Raw genomic sequence first — 25,260 nt, forward strand, 5'->3', positions numbered from 1 at the left:
ATGCAGGGAACTATAGTTAAGGGTATAGGAGGATTTTATTATATAAAAACAGATAATGGGATAATTGAATGTAAAGCAAGGGGAAGGTTTAGGCATAATTCACTTTCCCCTATGGTAGGAGATAAAGTGGATATTGCACTAGAAAAAGAGCAGGGAGTTATTAATAAAATCTATCCTAGAAAAACTAAATTGAAGAGACCTGCTGTAGCTAATGTAACCCAGGCACTGGTAGTTTTTGCATTTACCCGTCCTGAAATAAATGAAGATTTATTGAATAGATTTCTTATAAGCTGTGAATTGAATAATTTGAAAATAGTAGTTTGCTTTAATAAGCTGGATTTAGCAGAAGAAAAGGAAAAATCCGATATAGCTAATACTATGAAAAAAATAGGCTATGACGTAATATTTTTAACGGCAAAAGAGAATTGCGGAATTGATAAAATTAAAGAAAAGCTTAAAGGAAATATTACGGTACTGTGTGGTCCATCGGGAGTTGGAAAATCTACTATTTTAAATGCCATTTCAGGAAAAGAGATTATGGAAACGGGTGAGATAAGTCAAAAATTGAAGAGAGGAAAACACACTACAAGACACAGTGAGTTAATAGAATTAGAAGAAGGGCTTATAGTGGATACTCCGGGATTTTCCTCTCTAGATATATCTGATATATCAGAGGAAAAACTTCAATATTGTTTTCCAGAGTTTACTGACCTTATAGGTCAGTGTAGATTTACGGGATGTTTCCATTATAAAGAACCAAATTGTGCCATTAAAGCTTCTGTCGAAGATGGCAAAATAGATAGAAAAAGATATGAGTTTTATATTAAGGTTTTAAATGAAATTATAAGTAAAAAAAAGTATTGAGCTGCTCATATAGCAGTATAAATTAAGGAGAGAGAAACATATGATAAGAATAGCACCTTCAATATTATCTGCAGATTTTTCAAAATTAGGGGAAGATATAAAAAGTCTGGACAAATATGGGGCTGATTTAATTCATATAGACGTAATGGATGGAAATTTTGTACCCAATATATCTTTTGGAGTACCTATTATTAAAAGTATAAGGCCGCTCACCAAGCTACCTTTTGATGTTCATTTGATGATAGAGGAACCTTCAAAATATGTGGAGGATTTTGTAAAAGCAGGAGCAGATATTATAACAGTTCATTTCGAAGCGGATAGGCATATAGATAGAACTATAAATTATATAAAAAGTTTTGGAGTAAAAGTTGCAATTGCATTAAACCCAGCTACCTTAGTAGATAATATAAAGTATTTAATACCTTATTTAGACATGGTTCTCATAATGTCTGTAAATCCAGGATTTGGAGGACAAAAATATATAGAGTATTGTTCTGATAAACTCAAGTACATAAAAGAATTAAGCAATAAATGTAATAAAAATTTAATGATAGAGGTAGACGGTGGTGTTTCAAAGGGCAATATAGCAAAAATAGTAGATAGCGGTGCTAATGTAATAGTAGCGGGTTCTGCTGTATTTAAGGGTGGAAATATAGAAGAAAACATAAGATTATTAAGAGGGGAAATTTAAAATGAAAGCAATTATAGTATCTGGGGGCAGTGCTCCATCTAGAAAATTAATTGAAGAGGAAATTGATGAAGATTCTATTTTGATTTGTGCAGATGGAGGGGCAAATTGTCTCTATGAGTATAAAATTATACCGGATTATTTAATTGGAGATTTTGATTCTATAGACAAGGATGTTTTAACGTTTTTTAAAAGTAAAGAATGTTCTATAGATACATATCCTAGGGCTAAGGATTTTACGGATACTGAAATTGCAGTAGAAAAGTCCCTGGCGTTAAAGGCAGACAAGATAGTAATGCTTGGGTGTACTGGAACCAGGGTGGATCATGTTTTAGCTAACTTAGGTATGCTTTTAAAATGTAGCCGCAGTGGAGTGAAGGCATATATAAAGGATGAACATAATACTATTGAGTTATTATGCAAGACAACGACAATAAAAGGATATCCTGGCGAAACATTTTCCCTTCATGCCTACTGTAATGTAGTCAAAAATCTAAATATAATAGGCGCTAGATATAAGTTAAGTAATTATGATTTGGCTTTAGGTGATGCAAGGACAGTATCTAATGAATTTATTCAAGAGGAAGCACGTATAGTATTTGATAGCGGTATGCTTTTGTGCATGCACAGCAAGGATTGAACAGATAATAAGACAAACTTCTAATGGTATAGATTTAAAGCTTGCAATTATAAAAAGTAGTAACGATATGAAGATATTATGCATATAATAGTATAAAGCAATTTTAAGGGATAATAGCGTGAAAAAGAAAAGCTGTATTAGAAGAAGAACAAAGAAAAAAATAGGATTGATAGCTTTATCTATAGGTGTTGGATTTTTAATGACAGTTATTATCCCAATATGGGGCTGGATAATAGCTGCAGGTATGGGACTAATTTATTGTGGATGGTATTTAATAAGTTATCATAAATAAGGGGGTAGTTTAATGAAAATTATTGCATTTAAGCTTCCAGGAGTTCTATCTGCGATTATAAAGTTTTTTACTAAAAAAAAATAAGTACTTAAAGACAAAAATGCAATTGTATATAAACAACTGCATTTTTATTTTTTATATAGCACGTTGAACCTTTCCTGAACGAAGGCATCTTGAACAAACATGTATAGTTTTTGGTGTTCCATTAACTATAGCTTTAACTTTTCTTACGTTTGGAGTCCAAGTCCTTTTAGATTGACGGTGGGAGTGGCTGTATTGTACTCCAAATACTACACCTTTTCCACATATTTCACACTTCTTTGACATTAAAAACACCTCCTTATGAGTCCTCTAAAATTCAAACACCACTTATTTTATCACAGAAGGCATAATAAGTGCAAGTAAATAGTAAAATTTAAGTAAATGTCCTTTTTCATAGAGTTAATATTTCCTTGAATAAATGTTTTATTTAATATAAAATATGTTTATGGTATTATAGAATACAATACTTTAGTAAGGAGGTTTTTGTATGATAGCTAGTATTGCCGAAGAAAATGGGTATATTGACTATTCGGAAGAAGTAGTTGCAAACATAGTTGGGTTATCAACTATGGAATGTTATGGAGTAGTGGGTATGGCTTCCAAAAACGCAAAAGATGGCTTTTGGGAATTAATAAAAGGTGGAAGCTTTAATAAAGGAGTAAGGGTTCGTTCTCAAAATAACGAACTTATAATAGAGTTATATATAATAGTGGAATATGGAACAAAAATATCAGTGATTTCAAATAGTATAATACAGAGGATAAAGTATAATGTAGAAAACTACACAGGACTCAAAGTATCAACGATTACAGTAAATGTTCAAGGTGTTAGAGTCTAGGGAGGTAATTCGTAAAAATGGAATACTTAAATATAGATGGACATCACTTTTACAACATGGTTGTAAATGCTAGCAATAAGCTGGAGAATCAAAAAGATTTTGTTAACTCATTAAATGTATTTCCTGTTCCCGATGGTGATACGGGAACTAATATGTCTATGACCTTTAAAAGTGCAGTACTTGAGGTAAGTAATTCTAAAGATAGTTCTATAGAAAGTATCTCTAAACAATTAGCTAGAGGTGCGCTTATGGGGGCAAGAGGAAATTCAGGAGTGATATTGTCTCAGATATTTAGAGGAATAGCAAAAGGTCTTCAGGGAAAAAAACAGGTAAACTCAGAAGAGTTTGCAAATAGCCTACAGGAGGGGGCAAAATCTGCTTATAAAGCTGTTATGCGTCCTACAGAAGGAACCATATTAACTGTTATAAGGGTTGCTGGTGAAAGTGCTGTTAAGTCTAGTAAAAAGGATATAACTGAGTTACTTCAAGATGTATGTAGTTATAGTAGAACTATATTGAATAAAACGCCTGACATGCTTCCTGTTCTAAAAAAAGCAAAAGTAGTAGATGCAGGTGGAATGGGCCTTCTAATAATACTTCAAGGAATGCAGGAAGCTTTAAGGGATGGTAAGGAAAATGTAGTTGTAGAAGAAGCTCACGATAAAGAAGTTAAATCTGCAGTTAAAGATTTAGGACAGCAGGATATAAAATATGGATATTGCACAGAATTCTTTATCCATTCTAAAGGAACTTGTATAAATGAATTTAAGAAAAAATTAGAGACCATGGGAGATTCCATGGTAGTGGTGGATGATGAAGATATAATTAAAGTGCACATTCACACAAATGATCCGGGCTGGATTCTTTCAGAGGCAATTAAGCTAGGGGAATTGTCAAAAATAAAAGTAGACAATATGAGAGAACAGCACAGACATCTTTTAAGTATAGAAAATTTTGAGGAAAATTCCAATGAAGATAAGGCTTATGATAGTGAAAAACTTAGTTATGAAGAAAAAACTGAGTCACAAAAGTATGCACTTATTTCAGTAGCTATGGGAGAGGGAATTAAGAGTATATTTGAGGATTTGGGAGTAGATTACGTAATAGAAGGCGGACAGACCATGAATCCTAGTACTGAAGACATATTAAATTGTATAAATAAAGTAAATGCTAAAAATATAATTATATTACCCAATAATAAAAATATAATTATGTCTGCTAATCAGGCAAAAGAGATATCCAATAAAAATGTAAAGGTTGTGCCTAGTAAGACAATACCACAAGGTATTACGGCAATAACATCTTTTAATTCAGATATGGATATAGATAAAAATATAAGTACTATGGAAAGGGCACTAACTACAGTGACTACTGGTTCTGTGACCTATGCAGTTAGGGATACGGAAATAGATGATATAAGCATAAAAAAAGGAGATATATTAGGACTTATTGATGGAAAGATAATGCAAGTTGGAAAGGATATGTTTGAAGTTTGTGGCAAGCTTTTAAAGCATATGATAAAAGAGGATAGCGAACTTATAAGTATATATTATGGTACAGATTGTGAAGAAGAAAAAGTAAAGCATTTTGTAGAAGAGTTTGAGAAGAAGTATACAGAAATGGATGTACAATGTTATAGTGGAAAACAGCCTTTATACTATTTTATAGTTTCTGTTGAATAAAAAAAGCGTAAAGCTTTTTTTATTTTTGGTATTTAATAAGAAGGCAGGTGAGAGGTTGTGAATCTAAGGGAGGATATTGGATCATTAAAAGGAGTAGGTGAGGTAACTTGTAAAAACTTAAACAGATGCTGTATATTCAACATACTTGACTTGCTCTTATATTTTCCAAGAGATTATGACATTATTTCTAGCTGCAGTGATTTAAAAGGGAATACAGAAGGAAAAGTCATGATAGATTGTACAGTTAATTCAATAGAAAGAGATATAAGGACTAAGACTGGTAAAATAATCTCTACAATTGTTTTTGAAAATAGAAATGGACTTTTTAAGGCAAAATGGTTTAATCAACCTTATGTGAAAAAGAAGTTTAAGATAGATGCTGAATATAGAATAGCAGGTAAAATTCAGCAGTACAGAGGAAGTAGTGTTATAACAAATCCTAAAGTGGTAAGTGTTAATTCAAATAGCAAAATGGAAGAAAAAATACTTCCTATATATCCTTTAAAGTCAGGAATAACTAACAATACATTTATAAAACTTATATCGTATGCACTTACTAAAGTAAGTATAGATGAAAATTTACCTAAGTGGATAATTACAAAATATAAGCTCTGTAGTTTGGATAGAGCTATAAGGATAATACATAACCCAGTTAATTTTAGAGAATTGAGAGAAGGAAAAAAGAGGCTTAAATTTCAGGAGCTTTTTACTTATTCCCTAAAAATTTTGATGTTAAAAGAGTACTTTGGAAAAAATAAAAAGGGAGTAGCCTTTAAAATAGCCCCAGAGTTAATAGAACTAAAGAATAAATTACCATATAAACTTACAAAAGCTCAAAATAAAGTTATAAGAGAAATACTTATAGATGAAAAAAGAGATGTTCCTATGAATAGACTGCTGCAAGGAGACGTAGGAAGTGGAAAGACTGTAGTGGCTTTAATATCTATTTTTAATGTAGTAAAAAACGGTTATCAAGCAGTTCTAATGGCTCCCACCGAAATATTGGCACAACAGCACTATGAAGAAGCTATGAAGCTTTTGAAGGGCTTTGATGTAGGTATAGGATTATTGTGTGGAAGTGTTACCCCAAAAAATAAAGATGAAATAAAAGAAAAATTAAAAATGGGTGAAATAGATATTATAATAGGAACCCATGCTTTAATTGAAGACAATGTGGAGTTTAAAAATATAGGAATAGTAGTTACAGATGAGCAGCATAGATTTGGAGTGATGCAGAGAAGTAAACTTGTAAATAAGGGAGATCATGTAGATACTCTTATTATGACAGCTACGCCTATTCCAAGAACTTTGAGTTTGTATTTATATGGTGATTTAAATGTATCAACTATAGATGAACTTCCTCCAGGAAGGCAGAAGATAGATACTTATTATAGAGATAAAAATTCAAGAGACAAAGTTTATAAATTTGCTTTGGAGGAAATAAAGAGAGGAAGACAAGTATATGTAGTATGTCCCCTTGTAGAGGAAAACGAGGAGTTGGATTTAAGTTCTGTAGAAGATATATATGAAGAATTAAAAGAGAAATATTTTAAAGATATACAGATAGATATACTGTATGGAAAAATGCAGCCGAAACTTAAAGAAGAAAAGATGAATAAATTTAAAAATGGTGAGATAAAGGTTATAATTTCAACTACGGTTATAGAAGTAGGTATAAATGTGCCAAATGCTACGGTTATGATAATAGAAAATGCAGAGAGATTTGGACTTGCACAGCTTCACCAATTAAGAGGAAGAGTAGGAAGAGGCTCTTATAAATCATATTGCATTTTGATTGCAGATATTAAAAATGACATAATAAGAAAAAGAATGGAGATAATGAGAAGCAGTAATGATGGATTTTTTATTGCAGAGCAAGATCTGAAGATAAGGGGTTCAGGAGAAATTTTTGGATTTAGGCAGCACGGGGAAGATGGACTTGTTTTCTCTAATCTGGTAGAGGACATAAATGTATTTAAGGAAGCTAATGGGGAAGCTAAAAGACTTTTAGCAAGTAAAGATGAGGAAGATATAAGAATAAAAGAAGAAATATTAAATAACTTAGAAAGAACTTCAAAATTTATAAGCTTTAATTAGTTTTTAAATCGGCCGCATAATCAAGTGATTCTTAGGTTCAGGTGGAGTTTGCTTATAAGGAATACATTTTCTCCATCTGAACCTTATTAACAGTATTCTTAGTGTCTTTAGCACTTAGAATACGTTATCCTTTAGGGGAAGAACTTATCCAGGCGCGTAGCAGTGCTTATCCCACACTTTGAAGAAAAGCAGATATCCCAAATCTTTGATTTGGTGATAGTCGCTTTCACAGAGTGTGATGGGGGTGTTAGCAATGGTAGCGATCGGATAAATTAACTTAATATAAGAATAATGAAAAATGAAAAATGAATTAATGTATAATTCACAGTAATTGAGAATTGTGCAGGGTGCATTATTAATTTTAAATAATTTTTGAATAATATAAAAATATATGCTAAAATATTATAGAATGACTATAGTATGTAAAAAACATAAAATAGGAGGAAAATTTATGAGAATAATTGCAGGTCTTGCCAGAGGAAGAAAATTAATGTCTCCTAATGGATATGATATTACAAGACCTACTTTAGATAGAGTTAAGGAAGCTATGTTTAATATAATTCAGAATAGAGTCTATGGTTCAAAAGTATTAGACGTATTTGCAGGTACAGGAAGCTTAGGACTTGAAGCTGCAAGCCGTGGTGCAGAAAAATGTTATTTAGTTGACAGAAGTAGTGACACTTTTTGCTTTTTGGACAAAAATGTGAGAAATTTAGGGTTCTCTGATATATGTAAAACTATTAATAAGGATTCTTATGAAGCCTTACAGGAGCTTTCAAGAAAAAATTTGATGTTCGACATAATATTTATTGATCCACCTTATAAAAAGGATATGATTCCACCAGCTGTAGAGATAATTGAAAATAAAAATTTATTGCAAAAAGATGGAATTATAGTTACTAAAATTGATACCAGTGAAGAACTATATCAAGGAAATATTAATATAGTTTTAATGGATCATAGAAAATATGGAAAAACTACGGTATGTTTTTATAAATATAAGGAGGATTAATTATTATGAAGACTGCGGTATACCCCGGGAGTTTTGATCCAATAACCAATGGGCATTTAGACATAATAAATAGGGCGTCTAAAGTATTTGATCATTTAATAGTTGGAGTACTAATTAATCCTGAAAAGCAGGGTCTATTTAATATTGAAGAAAGAGTAAAATTGATTCAAAAGGTAGTGAAAGATATACCTAATGTAAAAGTTGAGAGCTTTAGTGGTCTATTAATAGATTTTATGAAAAAAAATGACATTCAAGTTATAGTAAAAGGATTGAGAGCAGTATCAGATTTTGAATATGAATTTCAGATGTCTCTTATGAATAAAAAGCTAGATTCTGATAAAGAAACAGTATTTATGATGACTAGTGCCATGAATTCCTATTTGAGTTCATCCTCGGTAAAGCAAGTTGCTATGTTTGGGGGATGTATTAAAGGTTTAGTACCTGAAGAAATAAGGTTTGACATTATAAACAAGATTAACAGAGTTTATAAAAAGTGCTAAGGTATCTTAGGGGGAAAAATTATGGATGCTATTAAATTAATAGAATATCTTGAAGAAATTATAGATACATCTGCAAAAGTTCCTATGACAGGGAAGGTTATGGTAAATAAAAAGGAAATTTTAGATGTGCTACAAAAAATAGTTGATTACCTTCCTAGCGAGCTTAAAAAGGCACAATGGATAGTAAACGAAAAAGAGAGAATTTTAAGTGAAGCTGTACAAGAATCTGAAACTATGAAAAAAGAAAATTTGAGTTTGTTAAGACGTCAAATAGAAAATCATGATATTACCAAAGAAGCTAATATGAGGGCAGAGGAAATTATATCATCTGCGAAGAAAAACGCCAAGGCAATAAGACTAGGCGCTCGAGACTATGCAGATGAACTATTAAGCCAGCTGGACAATGAGTTATCAAGGAAAAATGATGAGATGCTAGCAACGCTGAAAGTAGAGCTTCAAAAGATGTTAAACAATTTAGTAAATAGTATGGATCTAAAGACTGAAGATATAAGAGCAAATATAAAAGAACTAAGAGACATGAAATAAATGTTTTAATTTATATAAAATCCAGGGAGTAATAAGTAAAAGTATAGTAAGTATAAACAAGTTGTTGAAGTATGTAGTTATTTTATAATAAGGTAGAAAAGTTTCTTGCGATAATTTTAGTGAGAATAGCTTATAAAGTGATAAGCTAAATATGGAGCATATTATTCCCTGTAGTATTTTCCTAAGAGAATATTTTTTTAAAGATATTTTAAATTTATAGGTAAAAGAGTATACTTGGGATATAATTGATAGTCCGCTAAAGGTGAATAAAAAACTTACTAGTATAATTTTTAAATTAAGGGAGGCAGTAGAAGACGATATTAAACTGCATCCATTAGTCATTTCTATCATTCCAAGGAAGATTCCTTCCATTATATTACCCGAAATATGAGTTACACTTGAAATACTATTGATTAGTAAATTAAATAGAATGTTATTTTTTAAAATGCTATTTAAAACAGAAAATAATATGACAAATCCACCTATTGATATGCAATTTTTTAAAGAATCTTCAATGCTGTTTTTAAATACTTTTCCGATGTTTTCACTTTCATGAGAATGATTTCTATAAGCAATAGGGTTGTAATATATTTTTTTAGAAGGTATCAAAAAACTCATAACTATACAGGATAGCAAATTAGAAAGTAATAGTATATATCCTATAAAAGGACTCTTTAGCATGGAAACTCCAACAGAACCTAGCATAAAGAGAGGACTTGCATTAGAAGCTATATTTAAAAGCCTCTCGCAGGTGAAAAGGTCTATTATTTTTTTTTCATAAAGCTGGCAAGCATACTTTGCTCCAAGGGGATACCCACAAAGTGTGCTTATGATTAACACGAAGCTGCAGCTAGTTGGGAGCCTTAAGGGTTTGCACAGGGCTTTACCTATTAATTTTGAGTATATGTATACTCCATCACAAGAGAGTATTATGTTGGATACAACTAAAAATGAAAATAAAGATGGAAATACTTTGTAAAAAAATAGCAGACTGCCTGAAATTACCCCATCTATACATAGTTTTGGTGCAAGTATAATTTCAATTATAAAAATTGAACATACTATAGTTATAAGTAAATTTTTATCTTTTAGTAAAATAAAAAGGAGTATTAATATTGCAAATATTAATAGATAAAATAAAACTTCCAAGAATATCACCTACTTTTTAAAAAATTTATTGAATATAAACAGAGTTCTTGGTATCAGATGGAGTTTGAGTCCATCTGATGCTTATTAACAGGCTTCTTAGTGCTTTAGCACTTAGAAGGCGTTATCCTTTAGGGAAAATCGTTATCCAGGGACGTAGCTGCTCTTTACTCCTTGGAGAAGTGGGAGTATTAGAGCAGGTAGTCATCGGAGGAACACAGTTTATTAAATTATATTTAAAAAGTAGGAAACTTATTCTAAATTTGATCTGCTATGATAGGACTTTGAAGGTAGTCACTGTTAAAGGATATGTTTTTGTTTAACAGACTATAGGCTTTTGAGGACTGTATGTCTAATTGCAGCATTTCATTTATTTTTCTTGGAATCTTTACATAAATTGGAATGGAAGAGCTATTTTTCATTTCCTTAAGTACTTTTATACCGGTAGAATTAAATCCTAAGACTCTTCCATAGGGGCATATATTTCTTCTCAATATTTCAGAATTTAAATTTTCAAATCCTAAAAAAAACTGGCATAATATTCTACTTATTCTGCTGTAAGTATATCTTTTTGTTTTGGATTTAATTATTATATCGTTGTAGGAATAATTATTCTGTAGGGATCTAAGTATTCTATTTTCAATTCCTTCGGATATGTCAGGTAAACTTTTAATTCTATTTTCATATAGGAAGGATTTATATCTTAAATAAGGTACCATACAATCTTCGAAAATAAAACCACATCCTGTAGATTGAACTTCCTTTAAAATAGAAAGTACATTTTCTGGAATATTAGAACTTAAGTCATTTATGTTGCCATTTAATTTTAAGAAATTACGTATAGATGATGCACTGGAAAAAGATTGCTCTATATTTAAGCTATTATATGAACTTCCAATTCTTTTTATTGATATGGGAGTAATATTGCTTTTTATCCTTATTAGATTTTTTAAATACTCTATACCTAAAATATTGTTTGGAGATTGAAGTATTTCATCTATATTGTACTTTGCAAGAGAACTTTTAGTATTTAATAGAAAATTATTTAAAGCACTATTTCGTGCAGAAGGATAGGACATACCCTGTGACATTTTTTCCTTTAAAAATAACTTAAATTGGTCAGGCTCTATTGCAAGAATTTTTGCAATAGATTTTAGCAAGTCTATATTACTGCATTCGCTTCCAAAGCAAAGATTTTTTACTACACCCAAATTTTCTAAGAGACTTACAGCACCGTAGGCAAAAAATTCAGCAGAAGATAGACTGTAGATAACAGGAAGTTCAAATACTAGGTCTACTCCATTTAGAAGTGCCATTTTGGTTTTAGTCCATTTGTCAACTATAGACGGTGCACCTCTTTGCACGAAATTACCACTCATAACTGCTATTACAGCATCGCATTTTGTAGCAGAACGAGCACTTTCAATATGATATTTATGTCCATTGTGAAAGGGATTATATTCAACTATTATTCCAGTTACGTTCATAGAAATTTTCCTTTCTAAAATATTTTATTCCATGTCAAGAACTCTGTTTATTTCATTAGAAAACTATAAGTACAGAGTACAGGGCATTTAAAAAAATAGGCTAGCATACTGATTGATTATTTATTTGAAAATGCCTAAGTAAAATATATACATATTATAACAATAAAATAAGTATTAGTGTAGGATTTTTAAATAGAGTATCTATTTTCAGATTAAATTTTTACTTATTTGATTTACATTGTATAATATTGAGTAAAGTATTGACTAGTAAAATTTTGTGATACTTTAATCTGTGAAATTTCTTAGCAAAAGTTATATTTTTGAATAATTTTTATTGAAAAATACAACTAAAAAGGATTATAGTATAAGTGTGTGTAATTTTGTGTTAAATTTAAAGGGAGGAAATAAACATGAAATTGATGGAAAAAATTTGGAATAAGGCAAAGGAAGACAAAAAAAAGATTGTCTTAGCTGAAGGAGAAGAAGAAAGAACTCTTCAAGCTTGTGAAAAAATAATTAAAGAAGGTATTGCAAATTTAATCCTTGTAGGGAATGAAAAGGTAATAGAGGAGAAGGCATCAAAATTAGGCGTAAGTTTAAATGGAGCAGAAATAGTAGATCCAGAAACCTCGGATAAACTAAAAAAATATGCAGATGCTTTTTATGAATTGAGAAAGAAGAAGGGAATAACACCAGAAAAAGCGGATAAAATAGTAAGAGATCCAATATATTTTGCTACGATGATGGTTAAGCTTGGAGATGCAGATGGATTGGTTTCAGGTGCAGTGCATACTACAGGTGATCTTTTGAGACCAGGACTTCAAATAGTAAAGACAGCTCCAGGTACATCAGTAGTTTCCAGCACATTTATAATGGAAGTACCAAATTGTGAATATGGTGACAATGGTGTACTTCTATTTGCTGATTGTGCTGTAAATCCATGCCCAGATAGTGATCAATTGGCTTCAATTGCAATAAGTACAGCAGAAACTGCAAAGAACTTATGTGGAATGGATCCAAAAGTAGCAATGCTTTCATTTTCTACTAAGGGAAGTGCAAAACACGAATTAGTAGATAAAGTTAGAAATGCTGTAGAAATTGCCAAAAAAGCTAAACCAGATTTAAGTTTGGACGGAGAATTACAATTAGATGCCTCTATCGTAGAAAAGGTTGCAAGTTTAAAGGCTCCTGAAAGTGAAGTAGCAGGAAAAGCAAATGTACTTGTATTTCCAGATCTCCAAGCAGGAAATATAGGTTATAAACTTGTTCAAAGATTTGCAAAAGCTGATGCTATAGGACCTGTATGCCAGGGATTTGCAAAACCTATAAATGATTTGTCAAGAGGATGTAACTCCGATGATATAGTAAATGTAGTAGCTGTAACAGCAGTTCAGGCACAAGCTCAAAAGTAATAACAAAAAGCATAAATGATTCATTTTTAGGAGGAATATTAAACATGAAAATATTAGTAGTAAACTGTGGAAGTTCATCTTTAAAATATCAACTTATTGATATGAAAGATGAAAGCGTTGTGGCAAAAGGACTTGTAGAAAGAATAGGAGCAGAAGGTTCAGTTTTAACACATAAAGTTAACGGAGAAAAGTTTGTTACAGAGCAGCCAATGGAAGATCATAAAGTTGCTATACAATTAGTATTAAATGCTCTTGTAGATAAAAAACATGGTGTAATAAAAGATATGTCAGAAATATCTGCTGTAGGGCATAGAGTTTTGCATGGTGGAAAAAAATATGCGGCATCCATTCTTATTGATGACAATGTAATGAAAGCAATAGAAGAATGTATTCCATTAGGACCATTACATAATCCAGCTAATATAATGGGAATAGATGCTTGTAAAAAACTAATGCCAAATACTCCAATGGTAGCAGTATTTGATACAGCATTTCATCAGACAATGCCAGATTATGCTTATACTTATGCAATACCTTATGATATATCTGAAAAGTATGATATCAGAAAATATGGTTTTCATGGAACTTCTCATAGATTCGTTTCAATTGAAGCAGCCAAGTTGTTAAAGAAAGATCCAAAAGATCTTAAGCTAATAACTTGTCATTTAGGAAATGGAGCTAGTATATGTGCAGTAAACCAGGGAAAAGCAGTAGATACAACTATGGGACTTACTCCCCTTGCAGGACTTGTAATGGGAACTAGATGTGGTGATATAGATCCAGCTATAATACCATTTGTAATGAAAAGAACAGGTATGTCTGTAGATGAAATGGATACTTTAATGAACAAAAAGTCAGGAATACTTGGAGTATCAGGAGTAAGCAGCGATTTTAGAGATGTAGAAGAAGCTGCAAATTCAGGAAATGATAGAGCAAAACTTGCATTAAATATGTATTATCACAAAGTTAAATCTTTCATAGGAGCTTATGTTGCAGTTTTAAATGGAGCAGATGCTATAATATTTACAGCAGGACTTGGAGAAAATTCAGCTACTAGCAGATCTGCTATATGTAAGGGATTAAGCTATTTTGGAATTAAAATAGATGAAGAAAAGAATAAGAAAAGGGGAGAAGCACTAGAAATAAGCACACCTGATTCAAAGATAAAAGTATTAGTAATTCCTACAAATGAAGAACTTATGATAGCTAGGGATACAAAAGAAATAGTTGAAAATAAATAAGACTTGACTTTTAATGCTCATCTCTATATAATAGGTTGTGGCTAATATATAGAGGTGAGTGATATGAAATTAAATGTATCAGATTTACTAAGTGAAGAAGTTGTTACAAAGAATGTAAATGTTACAGTAAAAGAAAAGGGATTCTATGATGGAAGTGAATACATAAAATTATTAGAGCCTCTAAAGTTTAGCGGAACTTTAAGTAAAGAGGAAGATATTCTTCTGTTAGAAGGAAGAATTAATACTTTACTAGAGCTCACTTGTTCACGATGTCTAAGTAAATTCTCTTATGCTGTGAATGTTGCTATTACTGAAAGATTTACAAATAATAATAAGGAAAATAAGGATGATGAAGCCATCTTTATAGATAGTAATATCATTGATATTACGGAAATAATAGAAAATAACATTATATTAATTTTACCAATTAAGAGGCTTTGCAACGAGAATTGTAAAGGGTTATGCCAACAGTGCGGCACTAACTTAAATAATTCTAAATGTCAGTGCAAAAGCGATGATATTGATCCGAGATTGGCAAAGCTAAAAGATATGTTTTTCACTGATTAAGGAGGTGTTTACTGTGGGAAATCCAGCCAGCAGAATATCAAAAGCAAGAAGAGATTCAAGAAGAGCACAGACTTTTAAATTAGGTTTACCAGGTTTAGTTGAGTGTCCTCAGTGCCATGAAATGAAACTTGCACATAGAGTTTGTAAGAATTGTGGATATTATAAGGGTAAGGAAATCATTTCAACTGAAAATAAATAAAAGAAAGTCATTTGACTTTCTTTTTTTGTTCATGGGGTCTACAAAAATTAGACCATATTAAGTAACAAAGGTCCAGATTATAGGATAGGATGTGAAAATATGATAATTGCTGTGGATGGTATGGGAGGAGATTTTGCACCTTGCGCTGTAGTGGAAGGTGTGGTAGAAGCAGTTAAAAAGCAAGACGTAAATATAATAATAACCGGCCAAAAAGAGCAAATTGAAAATGAATTAGCTAAATATAATTATCCTAAGGACAAAATAGATATTTTAAATACTAAAGAGGTTATAACTACAGGTGAATCCCCGGTTATGGCTTTAAGGAAAAAAAAGGACTCTAGCTTAGTTAAGGCACTGAATCTTGTAAAAGAAGGTAAAGCGGATGCTGTTATATCAGCAGGAAGTACAGGGGCATTTATGGCAGGTTCAACTTTAATCGTAGGGCGAATTAGAGGGGTAGATAGAGTAGCATTAGCTCCTGTAATGCCAGGAAAAAATGGAAACTTTATGGTGATAGATGCAGGAGCAAATGTGGACTGTAAGCCTCAGTATTTGCAGCAATTTTCTCTTATGGGCAAGATATATTTTGAAAGCATACTAAAAGTAAATAACCCATCTATAGGCCTTATAAATATAGGTGAAGAAGAAGAAAAGGGAAATGAACTGGCTAAAAGTGCATATAAACTTTTGAAAAGCATGGATTTTAACTTTGTAGGGAATGTAGAACCAAGAGATGTTACAAATGGAGATGTGAACGTATTAGTTTGTGATGGAGTAGTAGGAAACACAGTTTTAAAGATGTATGAGGGAGTAGCGTTAAATTTATTTTCCATGTTAAGAGAAGAGATTATGAAATCCTTTAGCAGTAAGTTGGCAGCTTTTATTTTAAAACCTGCTTTTAAGAGTTTAAAAAGTAAATTTGATTATACAGAATATGGTGGTTCTCCTTTTTTAGGATGTAATGGCATATGTGTAAAGGCTCATGGAAGTTCTGATGGAAAAGCTTTTAAAAATGCAGTAATGCAAGCCATAAGCTGTTATGAAAATAATGTTGTTGGAAAAATAAAATCTGAAATAGAAAAAATACATAATGCAGAAAGTAATAATATATAAAGTATATAATATAAATGTATTGATATAATATAAGTTAGTATAATAAATATATTTATTATTGACGGTATATAACTTATGTAATATTATTTATGTATGAAAAATTTTTGGAGGCGAAATTATGATTTTTGAAAAAATACAAAAAATAATATCTGAACAACTTGGAATTGGCTCTGATGAAATAAAAATGGAATCATCTTTTATTGACGATTTAGGTGCAGATTCCCTTGATATCGTTGAGTTAATAATGGCTCTTGAAACAGAGTTTGATATTGAAATACCAGACGAAGAAGCTGAGAAGGTAAAAACAGTGGGAGATGTAGTTGAGTACATAAAGGCTCATACTGAAGAATAAACAGAGTTCTTGGCATCAGGTGGAGTTTTTAACTCCACCTGATGCTTAGAAATCGTTATCCAGGGACGTAGCTGCTCTTTACTCCAAGGAGTATTAGAGCAGATAGTCATCGGATAAACAGAGTATATGCTTAAAAGTCCCGTTAAATCGGGACTTTTAATTTAAATCTTTGATTACAGTAATGAATTTATTCTTGAGTTTGTTTTTTATATAGTTGGTCTATGGCAAACTGAAGAATAAACTTCAAAAGGAGAATTAGAAAATGGAAGAGGTAGGCTTTATTGAATTACTAGAAAAGAAATTCAATATGAGTTTTAGCAATAAGGAAATCATAGAAGTAGCTTTGACTCATAGTTCATATGCTAATGGTAGAAAAAATATAAAATTCAATGAAAGATTAGAATTTTTAGGAGATTCTGTATTGCAGCTTTGCATATCAGAATATTTATTTTTAAAATATAAAAGTAAACCTGAAGGAGAGCTTACAAAAAAAAGGTCTCTTATAGTTTGTGAAAATTCCCTTTATCATGTAGCTAAAAAATGGAATGTTGGTAAATACATAAAAATGAGTAAGGGAGAAGAAATTACAGGAGGAAGAGAAAGAACCTCTATATTGGCAGATTGTGTTGAAGCGATTATTGCTGCAATTTATTTGAATTTTGGATATGAGAAGACAGGAAAATTTATAATTGAAAATTTTCAAGATATTATAGAAAATGCTATTAAAAATAGAATAATTATGGATTATAAAACCAAGCTTCAAGAAACTTTACAAAAAGACGGGGATGTATCTATAGAATATAACCTCGTAAAATATGAAGGACCTCCTCATAGAAGAAAGTTTTATACTGAAGTGTGTACAGAAAAAAATGCTTTGGGTAGTGGCGTAGGATACAGCAAAAAGGAGTCGGAGCAAAATGCAGCTCGGGATGCTTTGATGAAATTAAATGTAAAAGTAAGTATGCTTTAGGAATGAGGATAAGTCAAAATGAAACATTATATAATACCTATATTTGTACCTAATGAAGGATGCCCTCATAATTGTGTATTTTGTGACCAGACTGCAATTACAGGAAATGAGGAAAAAGTTGATGCCTGTTTTACTAGAAATACTATAAATGAGTATTTAAAAACTATAAAACGCGAAAATTCCGTAGTAGAAGTATCTTTTTTTGGAGGTACTTTTACTGCAATTCCTATGGAAAGGCAAAATGAACTTTTAAGTGTGGCTAAAGAGTATAAAGATAGAGGAGATATAGATCTTATACATATGTCAACAAGACCAGACTATATAGACAAAAGTATACTGGATAACTTAAAAAGCTATTCTGTAGACGTTATAGAACTTGGTGTACAGTCATTAGATGAAGAAGTGCTTATAAAATCAGGAAGAGGACATTCTGCGGAGGATGTTGTTAAAGCATCTTCTCTTATAAAGGAGTATGGATTCACATTAGGACACCAGATTATGCTGGGGTTACCTTCAGATACTTTCAAAAAAGATATGGAAACTGTAAAAAAGTCCGTACTTATGAATCCGGATATATACAGATTATACCCTGCTCTTGTAATAAAGGGAACTTTCATGGAGACCATGTACAAAAAAGGTGTATATAAACCTTATACATTAGATGAAGCAGTGGATATATGCAGAAATTTGTATTATATCTTGCGGAAAAATAAAATAAATGTAATAAGGATGGGACTTCAGCCTACAGAAGAAATAAATGTAGGTAAAGATGTAATAGCGGGTCCTTTTCATCCTGCCTTTAGGGAATTGGTAGAAGGAAGTATTTACAATAATATGATAGAAGACAGCATATCAGAGTCTTATGAGGGAAATGTAGTTATAAAGATAAACAATAGGGATATTTCAAAGTTGTATGCAAATAAAAGAAGATATTTTAATGAGATGAAAAAAAAATTTGGTAAATGTTTTGTAAAAGTTATTCAAGATCCTTCAATTAGTAGGGAAAACATAGTTATAATTGAAGAGGAAGTAACTAAATCCGTATCTATAGATGAATATATAGCAGATAAGTGTAAGGAAAGGTAGAGTTTTTTAAAGGAGTGTGTGTATTATGAAAAAGAATACTAGAGATAAAATGATGAAGGTAATGATAGTTTTTGTAGTGCTTATGTTTTTAGTTACGCTTCTTCCAATGCTTTTTAGATAAGGGGCTGCTTTTCGATGTTTTTAAAGAATATAGAGATAAGAGGATTCAAATCCTTTGCGGACAAGACGGAACTTATATTTAAAGGGGGAGTTACCTCTATAGTAGGGCCAAATGGAAGTGGAAAGAGCAATATTTCTGATGCAATTAAATGGGTGTTAGGGGAACAAAGCGTGAAAAGCCTTAGAGGCGGAAAGATGGAAGATGTAATTTTTGCTGGTACTCAATATAGAAAACCAGTTGGATTATGTCAGGTTTCTCTTACCTTAAATAATGAGGATAAGAAACTTCCTATTGATTATTCTGATGTAACTGTTTCAAGAAGACTTTATAGATCTGGAGAAAGTGAATACTACATAAATAATACTCAGTGTAGATTAAAAGATGTAAATGAACTATTTATGGACACAGGTATAGGAAGAGAAGGTTATTCAATAATAGGACAAGGTAAAATAGATGCCTTATTGAGTGGAAAACCTGAAGATAGAAGGAGTGTGCTGGAAGAAGCCGCGGGTATTGTTAAATTTAAGTGGAGAAAAGAAGAAGCAGAAAAAAAACTATCAAATACTGATGCCAATTTGGTAAGAATAGAGGATATTTTAGAAACTCATACTGAAAGGTTAGAATCACTTAAAGAGGAAAATGACAAGGCCAATGAATTTTTGAAACTATCAAAGCAGCTGAAGGAAAAGGAAATAAATTTATTAGTTCATTCTATGGAAAAAATAGAAAGTAAAATTGGAGAAAACCAAAAATCTACAGATTTTATGGATAAAGAAGTTAAAAAATTGAATTTAGAATTTGTGGATTTAAAGTGTAAGATAGCAACTGGAAATGAACAAATTGAGGATTTTAATAATAAAAGTTCTAACTGTAAAACAAATTACTATGGAGACCGAGAACGTGTTCAACAAACAGAGGGTGAAATAAAACTTTTAAAACAAAGAATAGAAAATTTAAAGGAAACTATAGAAAAAAATTTTTTAGAGTTAAAACAAGTTGAAGAATCTAAGAGAAAAAAGCTGCAGCAGGTGGAACTTCAAAAAAATAGCATTTCTAAGTTAAAAGAGGAAAAGGATAAGTTAGAGAATAGTATATCTGAGTATAACGATAATATAGGAAATGTACAAAAAAATGCAGTAGAAAGAGAAGACTTATATAAGAAATTAAAGGATGATCAGATAGAATATTTAAGTAATATATCTAACTTAAAAAATGAAATATCTTCTGCACAAAAGGAAATAGAAGATACACTTGATAAAATTAATAATATGAAAAGCTCCTGCGAAAGCTATGTTCATTCTATAAAAATAAATGCTAGTACTAAAGATATGCTGGTTGCAAAAGTATCTAGTATAAAAAAACTAATATCGGAATATCAAGACAAAGTTAAAGAAAATAAAAAGAAAATTTCAAAATCTAATACTAATCTTGTTTTAGAAGAAAAAAATCTTAAAGAATTAAATAGAACTTATAACAAATTAGAGGCAAATTATACTGTGCTTTTGAATTTACAGCAGCACTATGAAGGATATAATAGGTCTGTAAAATCACTTATGAAGGATATAAAAGATAAGGCAGTAAGAGTGCCTGAAAACAGCTGCTTTTTGCTTGGAGAGGTTATAGAGTTACCTAAAGAGTATGAAACTTGTATAGAGGTTGCCCTTGGCAGTGCCATATCCAATATAATAACTGAAGACGAAATTACAGCAAAAGCTCTCATAAAGCATTTGAAGAATAAAAATATGGGAAGAGCTACTTTTTTGCCCCTTAATATAATAAAGGGAAAAAAGATTTCTAATAGTGAAAGGTTTAAGGGTATAAGTGGATATATAGGGGTCGCTAATGAGATCGTAAATTATAAGGATAAATTTAAAAATGCACTTGAATATGTACTTGGAAGGACAGTTATATGTGAGGATATGGATAGTGCACTTAAAATAGCTAAATTAAGTGGATATAGTTTTAGAATAGTTACTTTAGCTGGAGATGTAGTAAATTCAGGAGGATCCCTTACTGGTGGAAGTTTTCAAAAAAAGAGCAGTAATATAATAGGGCGAAAGCGTGAAATAGAAGAAAGTGCAATTAAAATAAAAAAAACAAGTGAATCCCTAAAAGATTTAAATGCAAAGGTGCAAGAATATAAAAAATGTATAAAAGAATTGGATGAAGAAATTTTAGATTTAAAGGAAAAAGGTTATTCTGAAAATATAGAATTGACTAAGATTCAGGGAAAAATAAATAATATAGATAATGAAAGCTCTAAATTAATAGAAAATATGAAAATATCAAATAGAGAGATAGATATTTTGACTAAGAATAAAGAGTTGAAGGAAAAGAATATAGAGGATAAGAAGAAGAAATTAGAAAATTCCTTGGGACAACAAAACGAAAATGACAGTTCTATTTTAAAAATAGAAGAGGAACTGGAAGAAAATAAAATCAATATAGAAAAAATGAAGGAAAAACTTTTAGATTTCAAAGTAAAAAAGGCTCAATTAGATGAAAGTATCTTAAATAAAAACAGAGAGCTTAAGAGATTGACAGATGAAATACAAGAATTAAGCGTGAAAAAATCCAGTATAATTGAGCAAAACAAAGATTGTGAAAATAATATACATAATCAAGAGTTAAAGGTAAATGAAAATAAAGAAAAAATACAAGTTTTAAATAAAAATATAGAAATTTTAAAAAATAGTATAGAGGAAAATGATAAAGAACTTATAAAATTAAAGGATAGCGTAAAAAAATGTAATGAAAAGTTAGAAAGTTTAACTCTTTTAATAAATAAGAAAGAAGAAAAGCTTCATAAAGTGCAGGTAGTTTTAGCTAGGCTTAATTCAGAAAAAGAAAATATGTGTTTAAAACTAAAAAATGAAATTAAAATTACCTATGAGGAAGCTCTAAAATATAAAAAGGACATAGAAAATTTAGATAAATATAATTCAGATGTAGTAAGTTTGAAAAATAGTATTTCCAAATTAGGAATAGTGAATTTGGGTGCTATACAGGAGTATAGTGATTTGAGAGAAAAGGTAACATTCTTAAGTACTCAAAGAGAAGATTTGGTAAAATCAAAAGAAGAGTTAAATAATGTAATAGATGCTATGACGGAAAAAATGAGAACCGTATTCAAAAAAAATTTTGATAGATTAAAAGAAAGTTTTAATGAAACGTTTAAAGAGTTGTTCAAAGGTGGAAGTGCAGATTTAATAATTACAGGTGGAGATGAACTTAGTGGGAATATAGATATAACAGTTCAGCCCCCAGGAAAAAGGCTTCAAAACATAAATCTAATGTCTGGAGGGGAAAAAGGATTATCTGCTATAGCACTTCTATTTGCAATACTTAAGATAAAACCTACTCCTTTTTGTATATTGGATGAAATAGAAGCTGCTCTTGACGATGCAAATGTAGCACGATATGCAAGCTTCCTAAAGAAATTTTCAAATGAGACTCAGTTTATTGTTATAACTCATAGAAGAGGAACTATGGAGGCAAGTGATGTGCTTTATGGAGTTACTATGGAGGAAAAAGGTGTTTCAAAAATTGTTTCTGTAAGTTTAAAAGACGAATATTAAATATACCTAAAAAAGATGAAAGGATGTGTCAAACATGCTAAAAGGATTTTTTGATAAATTAAAAAGTGGGCTTGAAAAAACCAAAAATAATTTAACTGGAAAAATAAGTGACATGTTAACTAGTGCTGTCAGTATAGATGATGACTTGTATGAAGAATTGGAAGAGATACTTATAACAGCAGATATAGGTGTTGAAACCACTACTTATATTATAGATAAATTAAAAGAAAAGATAAAAGATCAAAAAATAAAGGAACCTTCTCTTATAAACCAGTGCTTAAAGGAAGTTATTATAGACATATTGGGGGATGAAAAAAATAGTATTGAACCTGAAAAAACTCCTGAAATAGTCCTTGTAATAGGAGTAAATGGCGTGGGAAAGACTACTTCAATAGGGAAAATGTCTTCAAAACTTAAAGATAGTGGTAATAAAGTAATTATGGCAGCTGCAGATACTTTTAGGGCAGCAGCTATAGATCAATTAGAGGTGTGGAGCAGGAGAGCCGGTGTTGATATAATAAAGCATCAGGAAGGTTCTGATCCTGCAGCAGTTATATTTGATGCTATTCAGGCAGCAAAAGCACGAAAAGCTGATGTGCTCATATGTGATACTGCAGGTAGATTGCATAACAAGAAAAACTTAATGGACGAATTGAGTAAGATAAATAGGGTAATAGACAGAGAATATAAGGAGGCATTTAAACAAACTTTACTTGTATTAGATGCAACTACGGGACAAAATGCAGTACAGCAGGCAAAACAATTTACCGAAGTATGTCCTATAGATGGCATAATACTCACTAAGCTAGATGGTACCGCTAAGGGTGGAATTGTAATATCTATTAAACACAGTTTAGATATACCTGTAAAATTAATAGGAGTTGGAGAAGGCATAGATGATCTTCAAGAATTTTGTAGCAGAGATTTTGTAGAGGCATTATTTTAAAATCTGTTAAGTAAAAATACTTGACACCACTCACAAATTTTGATATCATATATTTCGTTGGATGAAGAGCTTTTAATTTAGGCAGTCCAGCTTCTAATAAATTAATTTAAGTTGAGATGGTATTATGGAAGAGAGAGTACAGCTTTCCATATTACTTGATATATATGGTAAGCTTTTAACTGAGAAACAGCAAGATGTGATGGATTTGTACTATAATGAGGATCTTTCTTTAGCAGAAATATCTGAACACACTAGTACTAGTAGGCAGGCAGTATATGACATAATAAAGAGATGCCACAAACTTTTATTGCAGTATGAGGAAAAACTTCATTTGTTAGAGAAGAATGAAAAGCTGAAAAAAAGCAAGCAATCTCTTTTAAAATTTATAGATTCATTATGCTGTAGTGAAAATAAAGAAATGCTTAGTAAAATAAAGAATTACATAATAGATAATATTTGAATTTAGGAGGGTTATCATGGCTTTTGAAGGATTGGCATCTAAACTTCAGGAAACTTTAAAAAAGCTTAGAGGTAAAGGCAAACTTTCTGAAAAAGATATAAAAGATGCTATGAGAGAAGTGAAATTGGCACTTTTAGAGGCAGATGTTAATTACAAAGTTGTGAAAAATTTTATTAAAAGTGTCAGTGAAAAATGTATGGGAGAAGAAGTACTAAAAAGTTTGACTCCAGCGCAACAAGTTATAAAAATAGTAAATGAAGAACTTACATTATTGATGGGTAAAAATGAGAGTGGAATTGAGTATAATTCCAATGGATTGACTGTAATAATGCTTGTCGGACTTCAAGGCGCAGGAAAAACTACCATGTGTGGAAAATTGGCACTTCAACTTAGGAAAAAGAATAAAAAACCCCTTCTAGCAGCTTGTGATATATATAGACCTGCTGCAATAAAACAACTTCAAGTAGTTGGAAAAGAAATAGATGTTCCTGTATTTTCAATGGGAGATAAGGTGACAGCAGTAGATATATGTAAAGGGGCTCTGGAATATGCAAAAAACAACAATTTAAATGTAGTTATAATAGATACAGCAGGTAGACTTCAAATAGATGAAGAGCTTATGGGTGAATTGAAGCAAATTAAGGAAAATGTAACCCCTGATGAAATCATGCTTGTAGTAGATGCAATGACAGGCCAAGATGCAGTTAATGTGGCTTCCAGCTTTAACGAACAGTTAAATATAAGTGGGGTCATACTTACAAAATTAGATGGAGATACGAGGGGTGGAGCAGCATTATCCATAAGATCTATGACTGATAAACCTATAAAATTTGTAGGTATGGGAGAAAAAATGAATGACCTTCAAGTATTCTATCCAGATAGAATGGCCTCGAGAATACTTGGCATGGGAGATGTGCTTTCACTTATAGAAAAAGCACAGCAATCTATAGATAAAGAAGAAGCTGAAAAGTTAGGAAATAGAATGCTGAACAAGGAGTTTAACTTTGAAGATTTTCTGGCTATAATGCAGCAGACTAAAAAAATGGGACCTATAAGTAAACTTATGGAGATGGTACCAGGAGTTAACATGAAGGAATTGAAGGGAATAGATTTTTCTAAGGGAGAACAGGAACTTGCAAAAATCGAGTGTATAATTAGCTCCATGACAGTAAAGGAAAGAAGAAATCCTTCTATTATAAGTGGTTCCTCTTCAAGAAAAAAAAGAATAGCATTGGGTTCTGGTACTACTATACAGATGGTAAATAAACTTCTGAAGGATTTTGAAAAGATTAAGAAGACTATGAAACAGCTAAATGGAATGAAAAAAGGATTTAAAAAGGGATTATTTGGAAAAATGCCTTTTTAAAATAGAAGTAAGATT

Annotated in this window: 26 protein-coding genes; 23 read left to right on the forward strand and 3 right to left on the reverse strand. The window is 31.1% G+C overall.

Annotated elements, in window-relative coordinates; all coding sequences use genetic code 11:
* The 4 genes from rsgA to B5S50_RS17790 all read left to right on the forward strand — a co-directional run bounded on the left by rsgA (position 1) and on the right by B5S50_RS17790 (position 2,484).
* Positions 1 to 864, forward strand: a complete 864-nt coding sequence (gene rsgA / locus B5S50_RS17775; RefSeq protein ID WP_065077471.1) for a ribosome small subunit-dependent GTPase A — start codon at positions 1 to 3, stop codon at positions 862 to 864.
* 40 nt (positions 865 to 904) lie between these two features.
* A complete protein-coding gene (gene rpe, locus B5S50_RS17780; protein ID WP_065077470.1) occupies positions 905 to 1,555 on the forward strand; it encodes a ribulose-phosphate 3-epimerase in 651 nt (216 codons plus the stop codon).
* Position 1,556: 1 nt separating this feature from the next.
* A complete protein-coding gene (locus tag B5S50_RS17785; protein ID WP_065077469.1) occupies positions 1,557 to 2,192 on the forward strand; it encodes a thiamine diphosphokinase in 636 nt (211 codons plus the stop codon).
* Between the two features lie 118 nt (positions 2,193 to 2,310).
* A complete protein-coding gene (locus B5S50_RS17790) occupies positions 2,311 to 2,484 on the forward strand; it encodes a hypothetical protein (RefSeq protein WP_154104942.1) in 174 nt (57 codons plus the stop codon).
* A gap of 135 nt (positions 2,485 to 2,619) precedes the next feature.
* On the opposite strand, the gene rpmB is transcribed toward B5S50_RS17790, so the two are convergent.
* A complete protein-coding gene (gene rpmB / locus B5S50_RS17795) occupies positions 2,620 to 2,811 on the reverse strand; it encodes a 50S ribosomal protein L28 (RefSeq protein ID WP_013237932.1) in 192 nt (63 codons plus the stop codon).
* Between the two features lie 202 nt (positions 2,812 to 3,013).
* Between rpmB and B5S50_RS17800 the strand changes: the two genes are divergently transcribed.
* The 6 genes from B5S50_RS17800 to B5S50_RS17825 all read left to right on the forward strand — a co-directional run bounded on the left by B5S50_RS17800 (position 3,014) and on the right by B5S50_RS17825 (position 9,201).
* Complete coding sequence (locus tag B5S50_RS17800) at positions 3,014 to 3,364, forward strand: Asp23/Gls24 family envelope stress response protein (RefSeq protein WP_065077468.1); 351 nt, start codon at positions 3,014 to 3,016, stop codon at positions 3,362 to 3,364.
* A gap of 17 nt (positions 3,365 to 3,381) precedes the next feature.
* Positions 3,382 to 5,046 (forward strand): DAK2 domain-containing protein, encoded by a 1,665-nt coding sequence (locus B5S50_RS17805; protein WP_065077467.1) that lies wholly within the window; start codon positions 3,382 to 3,384, stop codon positions 5,044 to 5,046.
* Between the two features lie 57 nt (positions 5,047 to 5,103).
* Entirely contained in the window at positions 5,104 to 7,143 is a 2,040-nt protein-coding gene (recG, locus tag B5S50_RS17810; protein WP_065077466.1) for an ATP-dependent DNA helicase RecG, read from the forward strand.
* A gap of 451 nt (positions 7,144 to 7,594) precedes the next feature.
* Positions 7,595 to 8,155 carry a 16S rRNA (guanine(966)-N(2))-methyltransferase RsmD gene (rsmD, locus tag B5S50_RS17815; RefSeq protein WP_065077465.1) on the forward strand — a complete coding sequence of 187 codons (561 nt, stop codon included), beginning with the start codon at positions 7,595 to 7,597 and terminating at the stop codon, positions 8,153 to 8,155.
* A 5-nt stretch (positions 8,156 to 8,160) separates the two neighbouring features.
* Positions 8,161 to 8,655 carry a pantetheine-phosphate adenylyltransferase gene (gene coaD, locus B5S50_RS17820; protein WP_013237937.1) on the forward strand — a complete coding sequence of 165 codons (495 nt, stop codon included), beginning with the start codon at positions 8,161 to 8,163 and terminating at the stop codon, positions 8,653 to 8,655.
* A gap of 21 nt (positions 8,656 to 8,676) precedes the next feature.
* A complete protein-coding gene (locus tag B5S50_RS17825) occupies positions 8,677 to 9,201 on the forward strand; it encodes a hypothetical protein (RefSeq protein ID WP_023163109.1) in 525 nt (174 codons plus the stop codon).
* On the opposite strand, the gene ylbJ is transcribed toward B5S50_RS17825, so the two are convergent.
* Complete coding sequence (gene ylbJ, locus B5S50_RS17830; RefSeq protein WP_065077464.1) at positions 9,184 to 10,350, reverse strand: sporulation integral membrane protein YlbJ; 1,167 nt, start codon at positions 10,348 to 10,350, stop codon at positions 9,184 to 9,186. The two genes, B5S50_RS17825 and ylbJ, sit on opposite strands and share 18 nt — an antisense overlap.
* Positions 10,351 to 10,604: 254 nt before the next feature.
* Complete coding sequence (locus B5S50_RS17835) at positions 10,605 to 11,834, reverse strand: nucleotidyltransferase (protein WP_065077463.1); 1,230 nt, start codon at positions 11,832 to 11,834, stop codon at positions 10,605 to 10,607.
* Between the two features lie 410 nt (positions 11,835 to 12,244).
* On the opposite strand from B5S50_RS17835, the gene pta reads away from it, so the two are divergent.
* The 13 genes from pta (at position 12,245) to ffh (ending at position 25,245) form a co-directional block, all read left to right on the forward strand.
* A complete protein-coding gene (pta, locus tag B5S50_RS17840) occupies positions 12,245 to 13,246 on the forward strand; it encodes a phosphate acetyltransferase (protein ID WP_065077462.1) in 1,002 nt (333 codons plus the stop codon).
* A gap of 44 nt (positions 13,247 to 13,290) precedes the next feature.
* Positions 13,291 to 14,487, forward strand: coding sequence for an acetate kinase (locus B5S50_RS17845; RefSeq protein ID WP_065077461.1), 1,197 nt, complete (start codon positions 13,291 to 13,293; stop codon positions 14,485 to 14,487).
* A 63-nt stretch (positions 14,488 to 14,550) separates the two neighbouring features.
* The gene (locus B5S50_RS17850; RefSeq protein ID WP_065077460.1) at positions 14,551 to 15,054 is read left to right on the forward strand and encodes a DUF177 domain-containing protein; all 504 of its coding nucleotides are present in this window, start codon (positions 14,551 to 14,553) and stop codon (positions 15,052 to 15,054) included.
* 13 nt (positions 15,055 to 15,067) lie between these two features.
* Positions 15,068 to 15,253, forward strand: coding sequence for a 50S ribosomal protein L32 (gene rpmF / locus B5S50_RS17855; protein WP_065077459.1), 186 nt, complete (start codon positions 15,068 to 15,070; stop codon positions 15,251 to 15,253).
* Positions 15,254 to 15,352: 99 nt separating this feature from the next.
* Positions 15,353 to 16,366, forward strand: a complete 1,014-nt coding sequence (gene plsX, locus B5S50_RS17860; protein WP_217302457.1) for a phosphate acyltransferase PlsX — start codon at positions 15,353 to 15,355, stop codon at positions 16,364 to 16,366.
* 118 nt (positions 16,367 to 16,484) lie between these two features.
* Positions 16,485 to 16,718, forward strand: coding sequence for an acyl carrier protein (acpP, locus tag B5S50_RS17865; RefSeq protein WP_013237947.1), 234 nt, complete (start codon positions 16,485 to 16,487; stop codon positions 16,716 to 16,718).
* A 262-nt stretch (positions 16,719 to 16,980) separates the two neighbouring features.
* Positions 16,981 to 17,688 (forward strand): ribonuclease III, encoded by a 708-nt coding sequence (gene rnc, locus B5S50_RS17870; RefSeq protein WP_065077457.1) that lies wholly within the window; start codon positions 16,981 to 16,983, stop codon positions 17,686 to 17,688.
* 18 nt (positions 17,689 to 17,706) lie between these two features.
* Positions 17,707 to 18,774, forward strand: coding sequence for an elongator complex protein 3 (locus B5S50_RS17875; RefSeq protein WP_065077456.1), 1,068 nt, complete (start codon positions 17,707 to 17,709; stop codon positions 18,772 to 18,774).
* Between the two features lie 25 nt (positions 18,775 to 18,799).
* On the forward strand, positions 18,800 to 18,895 hold the full coding sequence (locus B5S50_RS17880) for a hypothetical protein (protein WP_023163115.1): 96 nt from the start codon (positions 18,800 to 18,802) through the stop codon (positions 18,893 to 18,895).
* 14 nt (positions 18,896 to 18,909) lie between these two features.
* Entirely contained in the window at positions 18,910 to 22,473 is a 3,564-nt protein-coding gene (gene smc, locus B5S50_RS17885; RefSeq protein ID WP_217302458.1) for a chromosome segregation protein SMC, read from the forward strand.
* A gap of 34 nt (positions 22,474 to 22,507) precedes the next feature.
* A complete protein-coding gene (ftsY, locus tag B5S50_RS17890; protein WP_217302459.1) occupies positions 22,508 to 23,419 on the forward strand; it encodes a signal recognition particle-docking protein FtsY in 912 nt (303 codons plus the stop codon).
* Positions 23,420 to 23,543: 124 nt separating this feature from the next.
* Entirely contained in the window at positions 23,544 to 23,879 is a 336-nt protein-coding gene (locus B5S50_RS17895) for a putative DNA-binding protein (protein WP_065077453.1), read from the forward strand.
* Between the two features lie 16 nt (positions 23,880 to 23,895).
* Positions 23,896 to 25,245, forward strand: a complete 1,350-nt coding sequence (ffh, locus tag B5S50_RS17900) for a signal recognition particle protein (RefSeq protein WP_065077452.1) — start codon at positions 23,896 to 23,898, stop codon at positions 25,243 to 25,245.
* The last annotated feature ends 15 nt before the right edge of the window (positions 25,246 to 25,260 follow it).

The organism is Clostridium sp. 001 (genome assembly GCF_019056555.1).
Classification (GTDB): Bacteria; Bacillota; Clostridia; order Clostridiales; family Clostridiaceae; genus Clostridium_B; species Clostridium_B ragsdalei.